At 38.1% G+C, this 15874-nt stretch carries 15 protein-coding genes; 11 read left to right on the plus strand and 4 right to left on the minus strand.

Annotated features, from left to right (window positions below; all coding sequences use genetic code 11):
- Positions 1-79: 79 nt before the first annotated feature.
- From F606_RS0110570 to F606_RS0110580, 3 genes are all read right to left on the minus strand, one after another.
- A complete protein-coding gene (locus F606_RS0110570; protein WP_019553854.1) occupies positions 80-724 on the minus strand; it encodes a hypothetical protein in 645 nt (214 codons plus the stop codon).
- A 212-nt stretch (positions 725-936) separates the two neighbouring features.
- Positions 937-1557 carry a YidC/Oxa1 family membrane protein insertase gene (locus F606_RS0110575; protein WP_033368321.1) on the minus strand — a complete coding sequence of 207 codons (621 nt, stop codon included), beginning with the start codon at positions 1555-1557 and terminating at the stop codon, positions 937-939.
- 231 nt (positions 1558-1788) lie between these two features.
- The gene (locus F606_RS0110580; RefSeq protein ID WP_019553856.1) at positions 1789-2781 is read right to left on the minus strand and encodes an aldo/keto reductase; all 993 of its coding nucleotides are present in this window, start codon (positions 2779-2781) and stop codon (positions 1789-1791) included.
- Between the two features lie 337 nt (positions 2782-3118).
- On the opposite strand from F606_RS0110580, the gene F606_RS0110585 reads away from it, so the two are divergent.
- The 6 genes from F606_RS0110585 to F606_RS0110610 all read left to right on the plus strand — a co-directional run bounded on the left by F606_RS0110585 (position 3119) and on the right by F606_RS0110610 (position 8549).
- Complete coding sequence (locus tag F606_RS0110585; protein WP_019553857.1) at positions 3119-4630, plus strand: CoA-acylating methylmalonate-semialdehyde dehydrogenase; 1512 nt, start codon at positions 3119-3121, stop codon at positions 4628-4630.
- Between the two features lie 197 nt (positions 4631-4827).
- Positions 4828-5628, plus strand: a complete 801-nt coding sequence (locus F606_RS0110590; protein ID WP_019553858.1) for a transporter substrate-binding domain-containing protein — start codon at positions 4828-4830, stop codon at positions 5626-5628.
- 72 nt (positions 5629-5700) lie between these two features.
- Positions 5701-6369 carry an amino acid ABC transporter permease gene (locus tag F606_RS0110595; protein WP_019553859.1) on the plus strand — a complete coding sequence of 223 codons (669 nt, stop codon included), beginning with the start codon at positions 5701-5703 and terminating at the stop codon, positions 6367-6369.
- Positions 6353-7093, plus strand: coding sequence for an amino acid ABC transporter ATP-binding protein (locus tag F606_RS0110600; protein ID WP_211210062.1), 741 nt, complete (start codon positions 6353-6355; stop codon positions 7091-7093). The genes F606_RS0110595 and F606_RS0110600 overlap by 17 nt, the downstream gene beginning before the upstream one ends.
- 446 nt (positions 7094-7539) lie before the next feature.
- On the plus strand, positions 7540-7827 hold the full coding sequence (locus F606_RS0110605; RefSeq protein ID WP_019553861.1) for a sll1863 family stress response protein: 288 nt from the start codon (positions 7540-7542) through the stop codon (positions 7825-7827).
- Positions 7828-7943: 116 nt separating this feature from the next.
- On the plus strand, positions 7944-8549 hold the full coding sequence (locus tag F606_RS0110610) for a hypothetical protein (RefSeq protein WP_019553862.1): 606 nt from the start codon (positions 7944-7946) through the stop codon (positions 8547-8549).
- Positions 8550-8630: 81 nt separating this feature from the next.
- Here the strand turns inward: F606_RS0110610 and F606_RS0110615 are convergent, their stop codons facing one another.
- A complete protein-coding gene (locus tag F606_RS0110615) occupies positions 8631-9434 on the minus strand; it encodes a polysaccharide deacetylase family protein (RefSeq protein WP_019553863.1) in 804 nt (267 codons plus the stop codon).
- Positions 9435-9899: 465 nt separating this feature from the next.
- Here F606_RS0110615 and F606_RS0110620 point away from each other — a divergent pair, with 465 nt between their 5' ends.
- From F606_RS0110620 to F606_RS0110640, 5 genes are all read left to right on the plus strand, one after another.
- On the plus strand, positions 9900-10907 hold the full coding sequence (locus F606_RS0110620) for an ABC transporter substrate-binding protein (protein WP_019553864.1): 1008 nt from the start codon (positions 9900-9902) through the stop codon (positions 10905-10907).
- An 87-nt stretch (positions 10908-10994) separates the two neighbouring features.
- Positions 10995-11891, plus strand: a complete 897-nt coding sequence (locus F606_RS0110625; RefSeq protein ID WP_026329347.1) for an ABC transporter permease — start codon at positions 10995-10997, stop codon at positions 11889-11891.
- The gene (locus F606_RS0110630; RefSeq protein ID WP_019553866.1) at positions 11878-12672 is read left to right on the plus strand and encodes an ABC transporter ATP-binding protein; all 795 of its coding nucleotides are present in this window, start codon (positions 11878-11880) and stop codon (positions 12670-12672) included. Before F606_RS0110625 ends, F606_RS0110630 begins: the two co-directional genes overlap by 14 nt.
- Positions 12673-12807: 135 nt before the next feature.
- A complete protein-coding gene (locus F606_RS0110635; protein WP_019553867.1) occupies positions 12808-13371 on the plus strand; it encodes a stalk domain-containing protein in 564 nt (187 codons plus the stop codon).
- 373 nt (positions 13372-13744) lie between these two features.
- Positions 13745-15742, plus strand: a complete 1998-nt coding sequence (locus tag F606_RS0110640) for a methyl-accepting chemotaxis protein (protein WP_019553868.1) — start codon at positions 13745-13747, stop codon at positions 15740-15742.
- The last annotated feature ends 132 nt before the right edge of the window (positions 15743-15874 follow it).

The raw sequence follows: 15874 nt of genomic DNA on the forward strand, positions 1-15874 counted from the left end.
CTGACAGATATCTATTTTTTAGATGCCTGTCAGTATTCCTCATTTTATTTACAATAAAATGCAAAATCATCTTAACCAATCAATCAATGTATTTTGAATTACTATTATAGGATGCCATCGCCGATTGAATTTTTTGCGTTAAAAGGTCCGTTTCATCGGACGAGGAGGTATCATTTGACGCAGCATCAAAAAAGGTGCCCCCAGACTGGAGCTTCTGATTTAAAAAATATTGTTTCAACATATCCGATGTCGTTGAGGTCACCGTAGTTGAGCTGGCGGTTTGTGAGTTCGTTGCATCCGTTGCTTTCACATAAGCCGTCAAATCACTAATAATCTGTGTACCAGATTTCGCGGCAGTCGTACTAGCAGATTTCGATGAATCTTTGGAATTGATATACGTATTCAATTCACTAATGAGGGCAGTCCCCACTTTACCAACATTCGAAGTACTTGAATCTACTGAATTGATATAATCTGTCATATCTTTGAGTACGCCAGTCGCTGTTTTTTTATCATCCGCACTAGCTTCTGTTTTGTTATCGACTGACTTAACATAATCCGTCAACTCTTTAAGCAATTGTGTAGAAGTCTTGATTTTACTCGTACCTGTATCCTCTTCTGTTGCTGTCGTAGTATTACTCTTTGTTGTATTTTGCTGTGCCAAGGCAGCAGCATAACCTGAAACAACCTTTGCATAGTCTGTTGAATATCCAGCAATCCTCATATAAAATCCCTCCATATATTATCTTATAAAAATTTATTCCTATCGGTGGAGTAAGTAACTTGCTTCACTTGATGACAAAACTTATTTATAATATCGTCATTTATCGTTTTTTTCTTAAGTCTATTTTTATTGAACAAGAATACGATTCGTTTATTTTACTGGACAGACAAAAAAATCCGCCTTAACAAAAGGCGGAAAATAAGGAATTGTGTTTACACAACTGGCGCTTCTTTGGTTTGCAGTAGTCGCATTTGGATAAGCTGCATCACATTACTGACAATCCAATAGAGTCCCAGACCCGCGGGGAAGCGCAGCGTCATAAAGCCAATAAACAGCGGCATTACAAGAAGCATGGCTTTGCCACCCGGATTTGAATTGGCTGCACCTAAGCTGCTTTGTCTTGATGAAAAATACGTAGTCAGAACCGCAAGTACCGGCAGAATATAAAAATGATCTACTGCAGATAGATTACGAATCCACAAAAAACCGGGATGGCTTAAATATTTAAAGCTTTGCAGTGCATAAAACATACCACTGAGAATCGGCATTTGAACAATCATTGGCAGACAGCCTGCTAATGGATTGATCCCCGTTGTTTTATACAATTTGGCAATCGCTTTTTGCTGCTCTTGTTTATCATTTTTGTATTTTTCTTGCAAAACTTTCATTTGTGGTCCCAACAGCTTCATCGCCTGCATCGATTTCATTTGCTTCGCTGTTAAGGGAAATAATAAAGCTTTGATAACGACTGTAAACAATATAATCGCTAACCCATAACTCGGAAAACCAAAATCCGCTGTAATGTCATAAAAAAAAGTCACCATGGATTGCATAAATCCAATAAAATAATCGAACAACCAACTTCACGTCCTTTATATTTTTAACTAAAATAACAGGTAACAGAATGAGCTTATATATAAAAAAGGCTTCTGAATCAAAACTATTCAGAAGTCTTTTCTTCTTACATTAAAGCATATTCAAATTATCGTAGCTAAAGAATACTATTTACCAGTATACTTGTCAATGTTTTCTTCCTGATATTTATGCAATAAAATCCAAAAATTTTATTTGCTAATTTCATCAATTGCTTTGATTTCTGCGGGTGAGAACGTTGTATAATCGACAATTTTGCAATTTTCGATAATTTGCTCTGGTTTGGATGCTCCAATCAGAACACTGGTCACAACATCATCTTTCAATACCCAGCTAAGTGCCATTTGTGCCAACGTTTGACCACGCTCCCCAGCAATTTCGTTAAGGGCGGCAATCTGCGCCAGTTTTTCCGCGGTCAATTGATCCGCTTGTAAAAATTGACCGCTTGTTTTAATTCGGCTATCCGCTGGAATACCATGCAGGTATTTGTCGCTTAACAGTCCTTGTGCTAACGGACTAAAGGCAATAATACCGCAGCCATTTTCTACTGCAACTTCCTTTAAACCATTGGATTCAATATGGCGATCAAAAATAGAATAGCGACTTTGATTGATGACAAACGGACATTTTAGTTCCTTTAATATTTTCATAGCTTGTCTCGTATGTTCCCCATCATAGTTCGATATTCCCGCATATAATGCTTTCCCGCTTTTTACAGCTGTATCCAACGCCATCATACTTTCTTCTAGCGGCGTATCAGGGTCCATACGATGATGATAAAAAATATCAACATAATCAAGCTGAAGTCTCTTTAAACTCTGATCTAAACTAGCGAGTAAATATTTGCGGCTGCCCCAATCACCATAAGGACCATCCCACATGGTATAACCAGCTTTTGTACTGATAATGAGCTCATCGCGATATGCTCCCATTTCTTGCTGCATGATTCGACCAAAATTGCTTTCAGCACTGCCCGGCTGCGGTCCATAATTATTTGCTAAATCAAAATGTGTGATACCTTGATCAAAAGCAGTAAAACACATTTTTTTCATATTGTCATAATCTGCACTTGTGCCAAAATTATGCCAAAGTCCCAGCGAAACCTGTGGCAATTTCAAACCACTTTTCCCACTGCGACTATATCTCATATGTTCATACCGTTCTTTATTTGCCTTATAGGTCATTGAAATCCCTCCAAATTTTTTAATAAAATCTCTCTATATAAATTACATCCAGCTTTAGAATATTATTTTTTAATTTCGTGAAAACTATTCCAAGACCTTTAAATAAAAAAAATATCGTACAAAATATCTCAAATTTCATCCTATAAAAAGCATGATTGATACGATCAACGAAACATTTCATGCTTTTCATTGAATTTAAATCCATTATATTATCATAATATATCCATAACTTTATCAACAAAATAATAAACTTAATAAAAATACTTGTTTTACTATACTCAAAATGTTATCATATTAACAGAATATTATTACTTTTTAGGAAGAAGGGTGTTTTACTATGCAAGAAGTTAAAAAATTGCAGTATTACGTAAATGGAGAGTTCAAAACCTCCAAAACCGAAATCTATTCGGATGCCTTTGATCCAAGCACTGGAGAAATCATCGCAAAAGTACCACGTTGTACTCCAGATGAAGTAACAGAAGCAATTGCCGCAGCTAAAGCTGCCTTTTCCGGCTGGTCATCGACACCAGTCATTAAAAGAGTTCAGATCTTACATAAATTTCGAGAACTCTTAGTAGAAAATATGAATGAGTTAACTCATTTAGTCGCTTTAGAAAACGGTAAAGCCTGGGGCGAAGCCGAAGGTGATGTTCTTAAAGCAAAAGAAGGAACGGAACAGGCTCTTGCTGCACCGTCCTTAATGATGGGTGAAAGTTTACTTGATGCTTCTAAAGGATATGATACCGTATCGTATCGTGAACCCTTAGGTGTCTTTGCCGGAATTATTCCATTTAACTTTCCAGCAATGATTCCAATGGGCTGGATGACACCAATTTGCATTGCCTGTGGTAATACAATTGTCTTGAAAGCCGCAACCTTTACACCTCAAACCTGTTTCCGTATCGTTGAATTGTATAAAGAGGCTGGTCTTCCCGATGGTGTTATTAATATTGTTACCTGTTCACGTCATGAAGCCGAAATTCTACTGACACATCCTGACGTAAAAGGAATTACCTTTGTTGGTTCTACTGAAGTTGGGAAACATATCTATTCCACAGCTGCCGCTTCAGGTAAAAGAGTCCAAGCTTTATGTGAAGCCAAAAACCACGCCCTTGTATTAGCCGATGCCCCAATTGACCGGACAGCCGCTGGCATCGTCAATGCTGCCTTCGGCTGTGCTGGAGAACGCTGCATGGCCTTACCAGTGATTGTAGCACAAGACAGTATTGCCGATGAATTAACACAAGCGATTATAAAACAAGCAAAAGCTTTAATCGTCGGTGCTGCCTATAATAAAAAGACACAGTTGGGACCGGTCATTAATGAAGCACATAAAAAATCCGTCTTGGACTGGATTCAACAGGGTATTGATGAAGGTGCCAAACTAGTTCTCGATGGTCGCAATATAACAGTAAAAGGTTATGAGCATGGTTTTTATGTGGGACCTACGATTTTCGATCAGGTAAAACCTGACATGACCATCGGCGATAGAGAAGTATTCGGTCCTGTTCTTTGTATAAAACGAGTAAAAACTTTTGAAGAAGGCCTATCTGTGATGAATGCAAATCCATTTGCCAACGGATCGGTTATATTTACACAAAATGGTCACTATGCCAGAGAATTCGTTCGCCATACAGACGGCGGTATGGTTGGCGTAAATGTTGGCATTCCTGTTCCAGTAGGTGTTTTCGCTTTTAACGGACACAAGCAATCCTTTTTTGGTGATCTGCACTGCCTCGGTAAAGATGGCTACAGATTCTATACCGAAGGAAAAGTTGTCACTACGCATTGGTTTGATGAAGATGAAAAAAAGTCAAAAACAGTCAGTACCTGGGATGGTACAATTTAAAAAACATTGTTACAACAAACTGGTATTGCATTATGCAATACCAGTTTGTATTTGATTAGGATTTATGTTGACAAAAAAAAATGATAATGCTACAATACTTCCATTGAGGTCTCGTACCAATGAACAATGAAGTTCACAGATATTATTATCTGTGGACTTTTTTTGTTACATTTTTTAAATTCAGAGGAGGATTTTTTATGAAAAACACGCGTATTTTAGCTCTCGTATCAACTTGTATGATGATTTTAGCTCTATTGGTTAGCGGCTGTGGATCAAGTCCAGCAGCTGAAAAAAGCAGTTCTAGTTCAGCTTCCAATGCCGCCGATAAAGAATTCATTATCGCTTGTGATGCGAAATATGCTCCTTTTTCCATGGAAATTGATGGAAAATACAAAGGTATCGATGTTGAACTCTTAGATGCCATTGCCAAAGTAGAAGGTTTTAAATACCAATTAAAGCCAATGGATTTTAGTGGTATTATCCCCGGCATCGTTTCTGGACAATTAGATGGTGCTATTGCCGGCATGAATATCACCGAAGAACGTGCTAAAAGCGTAGATTTCTCAGATGGATATATCAGTTCCGGTTCAGCTATTGTTGTAAGTAAAACAAACACAACGATCAAAACCATTGAAGACATCCAAGGAAAAACAGTTGCCGTAAAAAAAGGAACAACTGGTTCAACCTTTGCCGAAGACAATAAAGATAAATATAAATTAAACGTTACATATTATGATGATTCCCCAAGCATGATGATGGCCGTAGCAAATGGTGCTGCTGATTTTCTTATTGAAGATTACCCTGTTATTAGCTATCAGATTAAAATTGGTGAACAAGACAAACTGCGCGTTGCGGTTGATGCGATCAACACGCCTCCACAATATGGTTTTGCTGTAAAAAAAGGCGGCAATGCTGAATTGTTGAAAAAATTTAATGAAGGCTTAGCAAAAATCAAAGCCGATGGAACATACGATAAAATCGTAAAACAATATTTATAATGAAACATTCTCTTTGACTTAGTGAACAATGTGCCCCCTTTTTGGGGGCACATATAGATAGGAGTACCAAATATGGCTGCATATTTTAGTTTATTTATCGAGTGTCTGCCAACTCTATTATCCGGTTTAGAAATGACTCTATTCATGGCTGTTCTTTCTTTGATTTTCGCCTGTATTATCGGTGTAATACTTGGTATATTCAGTATTAGCAAGATCAAATGGCTAGAAAGAATCGCCACATTTTATATCTATGTTGTCCGCGGTATTCCACTTATGGTGTTGGGTTTTTTCATTTTTTTTGGTATCGGCGGCGGACTGAATTTACAATTTTCCGCATTAACAGCAGCGGTGATCTCTTTAACAATTAATGCCAGTGCTTATATGGCTGAAATTTTCCGCGGCGGTATCCAGGCAGTTGATATTGGGCAGGTAGAAGCCGCTCGCAGCTTGGGATTAAGCTATATCCAGGCTATGATGCGTGTCGTTTTGCCACAAGCGATCAAAATCATGATTCCTGCTATTTTAAACCAATTTATTACAACAATTAAAGATACCTCGATTCTCTCAGCAATCAGTGTTCGTGAACTGGTTATGAATGGTGAAATCATTGTGGCAAGAAATTTTAAACCATTTGAAGTGTATTCTTATCTGGCAATTATGTATTTAATTGTAATTACAATCTTGTCATTGATTACAAGAAGGATCGAAAGGAATATGAGTTATGATTCTAGAGGCAAATAACATCAAAAAGTTCTTTGGCAAAAATGAAGTTTTAAAAGATATTTCTTTTAATGTAAAAGAAGGCGAAGTAATTTGTATTATCGGACCATCGGGATCAGGGAAAAGCACATTATTACGTTGTTTAAATCGTCTGGAAGAAATACAAGCCGGAACAATTCAAATCCTCGGGGAAGAAATTACCACCATGAAAAACATCAATAACCTGCGAAAAGAAATCGGCATGGTTTTTCAGCTTTTTAATTTGTTTCCAAATTTTACTGTGCTGGATAATATAACCATGGCGCCAATTTTATTGAATAAAATGAGTAAGAAAGAGGCTGAAACAAAAGCTCTGGCGCTCCTTGAGCAAGTCGGGTTAACTGATTTTAAAGATGTATATCCATCTACCTTATCTGGCGGCCAAAAACAGCGTGTCGCCATTGCCAGAGCTTTGGAAATGGGTCCTAGAATCATGCTGTTTGATGAGCCAACGAGTGCACTTGACCCAGAAATGGTCGGCGAAGTATTGAAAGTTATGAAAGATTTGGCCCAGGCTGGCATGACCATGGTCGTTGTAACTCATGAAATGGGTTTTGCTCGTGAAGTCGCTGATCGAGTCATTTTCATGGATGGTGGATATATTGTCGAAGAAAACACCCCCAAAGAGCTGTTTAGCAATCCACAAAGTAAACGCTGCCAAACCTTTTTATCCAGCGTCTTACATCCAGCTGGTCTGGAAGGATAAGATCTTAGTAAAAATTTACAAATTTTTATTATATCACAAGTTTTACAGTTAATGCAAGTATAAAATTTGACAAAATAGAAAAAATATTATATACTAGATTGTAGACAGAGTGATCTACACCATAGTATCTAAATCATATATTCGTGAACCGCTTTGGGCATACAACGATTACGTGTAAGAGACTTCATACTCATTATCACATATCCGTATTCACCAACGCGGTTTTTTGTTGTCTAAAAAGCAAAGAACCCTGACAACGCTCAAATATATGGCAATAGGCAAAAAAGTATAATTACAATTCGCCTATTGTTAAATGCAAAAAAGTATTCAAAATATTCAGAATTAATCAACTTTTGCTGCTTTTCACATTTTAATCAATGGAATAATTTTACACACTATTGCTTCAGAAAAAACTGAATCGATTCAAAAAATAGGCGGTGCAAACTATGGAAAAACGAAATGAGTATTTAAAAAAACTTGAAGAAAAGCTTGCTGACTACGATTTGAAAATAGCGGAAATCAAATTCAAGGTTGCGGAAGTTCAGGATGACATGAAAACAGAATATTTATCACAAATAGAAAACTTGGAAGAAAAACGCGATGAATTAATCGTAAATTACGGTCAGCTCAAACAATCAACCGGAAATGCTTGGACAGATATAAAAACCGGAACTGAAAAAGCTTGGCTGAGCCTTGAAAAGGCTATCGAAAAAGCGAAAACTCGGTTTAAGTAAGCTTTAAGTAAGCTAAAATTATATCTGCCACGAAAAGGATGGTGGTATAGATGATGTAAAGTTCTTTATAACCAAAAACCAATAAAATATAAAATATATTATCGAGGAGATTTTTTATGAAAAAACATATGATTACTTTATTAGGTGCCTTATTCGCGTTATTTTTGATGCTTCCAGCAGGTTTTGCTCAAGCGAAAACCCCAGAAATAAATGATTACCAGTGGGCTTTCTCTTCCGACCAAACCAATTATTATTTTGGCAATAAAAAAATGTCATACGCACTTGACGAACATGGAGATATTGATAAAAGCCGTCTGCTTTTTTCCACTATCATGACCTATGAACCACCAAAACCACAGGCGATCATCACTCAGCGTGAAGCTCGCGGCCAAAAATTGTCTGGATATGCTAATTTCCATGGCATTATCGAAGTCAGAGAAATCGACTTAGATAAAAAAACCGTTTGGATTCGCAGTCATAATGATGTAGACACAGTTTTTAATATTTTATCATCAGAAAATTCTGATCAACTTTATGATCTTAAAGTATTGCCAAAAGATCAGCCTGAATATATTTTTGCACAACAAGTCATCGATTATGCAGCAAAACATAAAGATGATTTAAAAGATAACACAAAATCTATGCAAAAAGAATTAAAAGCTGCTCAAAAAGCTGCCGCTAAAAATAAAGATAGCAATAAAGATAACACTACACAGAAATAAACAAAAACTCTAAAACAACAAAAAAGTTTGAGTCGAAGCAATCGCTTCAGCTCAAACTTTTTTATTGTAAACTTTTATAAATTACGGGATATAAATCAATTGCGCCAGTGAAGGTTTACCCTCTTTCAGTAAAAATGCTTTTAGATTTTGCAGAGAATCAAAGATTTGTGTAAATTTAAGCCGAAGCCAAAAATGCATAAAGGTATGCGTTCCTCCACCAAAAACCGGAATCCTGTTCAAGGAATATAAGGTTGAACTAGTTGTATCGCGCCCAAGATTAATCGTAAAAGCTGCCCGGTAGCCAGCCGCTTTCGTAAAATCAATCACATGCTGATTATAAAAACCACACGGATAGGCCAAATACTGAATTTTCTTTCCCAGCCGCCACTCTAACGCTTGTTTTGATTTTTCCAGTTGATCTTGCAGTTCAGCATCAGACACTGCCTGTGTCAAAACCAAATGGCTCATCGTATGCCCCTCAAAGTTGATGCCGCCTTGCTCCATCTCATGAATTTCATCCCATGTCAAATACCGATCGTATGTATTAACAAAATCAGAAATCAGAAATATGGTTGCACTTAAATGATATTTCTGCAAAATTGGATATGCATTGATATAATTATCCTTATAACCATCATCAAATGTAATTAAAATCGATTTTGCCGGAACCTCTTTATTATATTGCAAATAATCGGCGAGTTCATCCGGGGTAATAGACGTATACCCCTCTTTCGCCAAATATTTCATCTGTGCTTCAAATTCGCTGCTGCTGAGTGTTAATGAATTATGATCCTGATCATTGATTTGATGATAGTTTAACACTGGAATGCCTTGAAAATAGTTTAACGAAATGTAAAATGCACCGCAAACTAAAATAAAGAACAATAAAATAATCTCCCATAAAACTTTTTTTGTAGGTAAAAACAGAATAACACAGCCCCTTTTGAAAAACTAAACTTCACTAAATGATTGACCAAAATAGCTAGCATCATTCAAACGTGAAATTATATATAGTATACTACAAATCGCTGAATTTTTGCTGAATCGAGCGAAGAAAGCTTTTTTGTTGTGGATAACTTGGCGAAATATCAAATATCTATGAAGTTATACACAGAAGCACTGTGTTTATCCTCTGTTTTCTGTGTATAACTTGCATTTATTGAAAAGTTTCAAACCATATAATAAAATCCCTATCTATTTTCACACAAAACTTTACAAAAAATGCAACAACCTGTTTACAAACTTACATAAAATGCAGTAAAATTGCAGGAGGGTGTTTTTATTTGTCGAATAAATGTAATTTGTAGCGACTTACAAAACAGCACCTTGTAGCATGGAAGGATGGTAAGAATGATTAAAAAGACAAAACAAAAATTACTCTGTATCGGTTTAGCAGCAATGACTACAGCCGTTGTTTTATCTGGTTGCGGCAATTCGGATGCAACAAATGGAGCCGTTGGTAAAAAATCAGCAAAAGTAGGTATTGTCCAACTCGTCGAACATAACGCTCTCGATGCGGCCAACAAAGGTTTCGTCGACGGGCTTGCATCAAAAGGATATAAGGAAGGCGAAAACATTTCCTTTGACCGCCAAAATGCCCAAGCCGATCAATCCAATCTGCAAAACATCGCCCAACGTTTTGTAAACGACAAAGTTGACTTAATCTGTGCAATCGCCACACCGGCAGCACAAACAGTCGCAAATCTTACAAAAGACATTCCCATCACAGCAACAGCGGTTACAGATTATGAACAGGCAAAACTGGTTGCCAGTAATGCTGAACCAAAAGGTAACGTGACGGGAACTACGGATATGAACCCAATTAAAGAACAAATTGATCTTTTACTAAAACTCGTACCAAATGCAAAAACGATTGGTACTGTCTATTCTTCCAGTGAAGTAAATTCTCAAACACAAGTCAATATTATGAAAGCCTATGCTGAATCAAAAGGCCTTACTGTCATCGAATCAACTGTCTCAACAGTCAATGACATCCAGCAGGCAACACAAAGTCTGGTTGGTAAAGTAGATGCAATCTACGAACCAACTGACAACGTAATCGCATCGGCCATGCCAACACTCGTATCCATTACAAATCCGGCAAAAATACCGGTAATTTGCGGCGAACCGAACATGGTCAAAGCTGGTGGTTTAGCAACGTACGGTGTTGATTATTATAAATTAGGCTTCCAGACAGGTGAAATGGCGGCAGACATTTTATCCGGCAAATCAAAACCAGCCACCATGGCGATCCAGTCAGCCAAAGAAATGCAAATCACCATTAATGAAAGCAACGCCCAAGCACTTGGCATCACAATTCCACAGGAATTATTAAATGGTGCTGACCTTGTAAAATAACTTTCCGCAATGAGTGCGAAGGGTTCCTCGCCATGAGGATACCCTTCGCTATTTTTTAAATATGAAACACAAGGAGGATCTATCATGTTGGATTTACTTATCCCAACCATATCACAAGGCCTATTATGGTCTATTTTAGCTCTTGGCGTATATCTGACATTTCGTGTCCTCGATATCGCCGACCTCACCGTAGAAGGCAGTTTCCCTTTGGGAGCAGCCGTTGCTGCCGCGATGCTCGTTAGCGGATCCAGCCCCTTCACTGCGATTTTGTGTGCCGGCATTGCCGGTATGCTGGCAGGTGTAATCACAGGTTTCCTGCACACAAAGCTTAAGATACCGGCCTTGCTTGCAGGCATCTTAACCATGATTGCTTTGTATTCTGTCAATCTAAGAATCATGGGCAAAGCCAATTTATCTTTGCTGCGGATTGATACCATCTTTTCTTTATTCAATAGTTACGGATTCGACACACAGACAGTTGTACTCTTAGTTGGCATCATCAGTACTCTTTTTTATATGGTTCTCATGTATTGGTTTTTCGGGACAGAAATCGGTTCAGCTATCCGTGCCACTGGCTTTAATGTGCAAATGATTCGTGCTAATGGCGTTAATACGGATTTTACAATCATTTTGGGGCTTTTACTCAGCAATGGACTCGTTGCTGTTTCTGGGGCACTCGTAGCACAAAGTAATGGTTTTGCCGACGTCGGCATGGGGGTTGGAACGATTGTCATTGGACTTGCTTCTGTCATTATCGGTGAAGTGCTTTTTGGCACGCGTAGTTTCAGAAACTGTCTGATTTCCGTTGTTTTGGGCTCTATTATTTACCGCATTGTCATTGCCCTGGTTTTACAATTAGGAATGCCGCCAAATGACTTGAAACTGTTCACGGCAATCTTGGTTGCCCTTGCACTTTCCATGCCACTGTTCAAAAACAAATGGAATGAACAGAAACGAAGGGGTATAAAATATGCTAAAAATTGAACATATAACAAAAACCTTTAATCCTGGTACAATTAATGAAAAATATGCTTTAGAAAATCTGAGTCTTCATCTCACTCTAGGTGAATTCGTCACCGTAATCGGTGGCAATGGCGCTGGAAAGTCAACTCTTATGAACTCAATTGCGGGTGCATTTTTTGTTGATGAGGGGAAAATCACGATTGATGGAAATGACATAACGAATGTCCCTGAGCATAAACGTGCCAAATTTATTGGACGCGTTTTCCAGGACCCCATGATGGGGACAGCGGCGGGAATGATGATTGAAGAAAACTTAGCCATTGCTTCGCGCCGTGGTAAAATACCTACCTTGCGTTGGGGATCACGCAAAGAAGACCACCAGCAATTTATCGAAATGTTAAAAGAATTGAACCTTGGTCTCGAAGACCGTTTAACGAGTAAAGTGGGGCTATTATCGGGCGGACAGCGGCAAGCCTTGACACTTTTAATGGCAACGATGGGTAAACCAAAATTATTGCTCCTCGATGAGCATACGGCCGCTCTTGATCCTAAAACTGCTGAAAAAGTACTGGAGCTGACCAATAAGATTGTCAACCGCCACAAACTTACCACGCTTATGATTACACACAATATGCGCGATGCTTTACGTTTTGGCGGACGCTTGATCATGCTGCATAACGGAAAATTGATTATCGACGTGGCTGGAGAAGCTAAAAAAAATCTAACCATCCAGGATCTGCTTAAGATGTTTGAAAAGGCAAGCGGTGATGCACTGGCTAATGACCGAATGCTGCTTGGTTAAGTGCTGATTATCAATAAGCAGGGACAGCTCTATTGATAATTTTTCTAGCTTGTTGTATAATTTTCCTTGTAGTTTTGTGGATGCAAATTACCCAAAAACGAAGTATCCGCAAAAAATTTGAAAGGAAGAATGTTAATGAAACGATTTTACACTGGTGTATTATGTCTCGCTGTAATTCTCTCCATCAGTATCGCTGCAGCTCCGCCTGCCTTTGCAGCAACAGCATCTATTCAAAAGAAAGCCTCTATCAAAACAGCTGTATCGACTCCGCAAAAATTGTCGATTGCCTATTATACTTTGCAAGTCAACGGGCAAAATATTGATCTCGCTGGAATCAATATCTATACGAAAGGAACCACAATTTTGGTTCCCTTGCGGAAAAGTGCGGAAGCTTTAGGATTCACACTTACATGGAATCCTAAAACAAAATCAACAGAACTCGATAATGGAACTATAAAAACCAGTATCACTGTTGGTTCAAATGCATATGCTTATACAAGCAGCAACGCAATCGGCATAAGTGAGCCAATGACACTGGGTTCAGCACCGATTATGATCGGTGGTAATACATATATCCCGATTACACTTTATAATATGCTCTACAACAACCCGGGAACCATACAAATAACAGATACAAGTCTCAATATAAAAAAACCAGCAACTACTATAAAAACAGGCACAGATGAAGCAGCTTTATAAAAATAAAAAAAGTACCTGTAGATTCAAAACACACCAAGGTGTTTCGTCTACAGGTACTTTTTTATACACTATAAGTAGATATTATATCCAGCCTATCAGTCTGCCAGGAATGGGATGATATAAACTATTTCATTCAACTTATATATGAATTAAGTAATTAAATAAACTTTTGTGTTTACCTTCTTTTCGCCTATTAATAGGTCTTTAGTCCATGTGCAGGGGTGTTTTATTTATATATAGTATAGTATAATATATATACAGTTTCCCTATAGTATATTATATTGTTGAAATATTCATTTTATTTTTGCAATATGATAAATCTATGTTAGTTTTCGAAAAGGCATGGCTATTTTAATACAAAGGGGTTGCACTTATGAATATAAAAACGATTAAAACCAAATTTTTACTTTTTCTTTTACCTTTATTCTTGATAAATTTCATTATCTTATCTGGAATCAGTTATTATCTTGCCCAGACTTATTTAGAAGAGAGTTCTGTCGAGACAGCTGAAACCCTTGGGAATGAATATGCTGCAGATGTTTCCAATGAAATCTCCTCTCGTTTGATTCATCTTGAAGATATCGCCGCCTCGAAAGACAGTAAATCGCTTAATGAGTCTTTAGTCTTAGAAAATTTAAATGCAGAAAAAAGCCGTCGGGCAAATTACACCACTCTTTTTTTTGTAAATCTTAAAGATGCTGGCGTTAATTATGGCATTACCGCGGAAGGGAACCATTTTGATTATAAACAGCGCTCTTATACACCTGTGATTCAAAAAAATCAAGAATCTTATGTGTCCGAACCGAATATTTCTTCTTCCACAGGAAAGTTATCGATCATGCTCGTCACACCGATAAAAAACAATGGGAAAATGGATGGCTTCATAGGTGCTACTTTGTCTACAGATTTATTATCGAAATCAATTGAAAATATAAAATTCCAAAAAACGGGATACGGCTACATCATCGACAACACAGGACTCGTGATTGCCAATCAAAAAGATCCGAGTGTTGCGGGTAAGCTTAAATTGCAGGATACACCTTTAAGCGAAATATATCAAACTGTAATGACGAGCGGAAAGCAGCAGCAAGCTACGTATCAAAATGCACTAGATAACACCATGCACATGGCAATCCTTACACCGATCGAACTTGCTGGGAATCGCTGGGTTATGGTAGTCACTGCCCCAACGAGTGAAATCAATGAAAAAGCTGGAACTTTAGCCAAGGTAATGATTGGTGTTTCACTATTCTTCCTGCTTCTAGCCAGTGTACTCATTTTTTATTTTGCAAAAAAAATGACCACACCGATACAAAAGGTACGTGATGCATGTGCATTACTCGGAAAAGGCGACTTACGTGAACATGCGTTAGATATAAATTCCGAAGATGAAGTCGGTCAAATGGCACAAGACTTCCACCAGATGCGTCAGACGATTGGAAAGCTCATCATCAATGTACAGTCACAAGCGGAACAAGTTGCCGCCTCCAGTGAAGAACTGACCGCTGGTGCGCATCAAGCTTCCGAAGCTTCTGAGCACGTTGCCGCATCTATCATCCAAATTGCAGAAGGCGCTGATCAGCAGTCTAAGCTTGCTAAAAATTCCGATCAGGCAGCACGTGAAATGTCAGATGAAACGATTCGTATCTCACAAAAAACAACAGCAATTCAATCTATTACACAAAAGACCGGCCAGGAAGTAACCGCCGGACGAAGTGAAATTGCTAAAGTAGTAGAGCAAATGACCTTAATTGAAAGCGGTTCGCAAAATGTCGAACATTCTGTAACAGAACTCGCCGCTTGTTCTAAGGAAATCAGCACCATCGTAGATTTAATTTCCAATATTGCCGGACAAACAAATTTATTAGCATTAAATGCTGCAATCGAAGCTGCTCGTGCCGGTGAACAAGGTCGTGGTTTTGCTGTTGTAGCCGAAGAAGTTCGAAAACTTGCTGAAGGATCACGTGCGGCATCCGAACAAATTGGCACACTCGTAAAACGCAATGAACAAGATATGGAAAATGCAATACTAGCTACACAAGCTAGTACACAAGGTGTAAAATTCGGTATGACCGCCGTCAACTCAGCCGATGAAACATTCAAAAACATCGTACTCGCTATTGATAAACTGGCTGGTGAAATAACGGAAGTCGCCCAAGCCATTGATTCCATGAGTCAGAAATGCACTACTGTGATGCAGTCAATTTCTATCATAGACAATGTCAGCAACAAAAATGCCGAAGAGTCCCAAAGTGTATCGGCTGCCACAGAGCAGCAAGCTGCTTCAATGCATGAAATTGCCGATGCCAGTCATGGTCTAGCTGAACTTGCAACCGTGCTGCAAAGTGAAGCGGCAAAATTTAAAGTTTAAAAGCAGACAAAAAAAACAGCAGTAAAAGGCATTTGCTTACTGCTGTTTTTTATTTACATTTGAAATTTCTTCTCATATCCTTTAGGATACTTTATAATAGTATATAACATAGCGAATCAAATGATTATGGGG

It is taken from the genome of Propionispira raffinosivorans DSM 20765 (assembly GCF_000381065.1).
Taxonomy (GTDB): Bacteria; Bacillota; Negativicutes; order Selenomonadales; family Selenomonadaceae; genus Propionispira; species Propionispira raffinosivorans.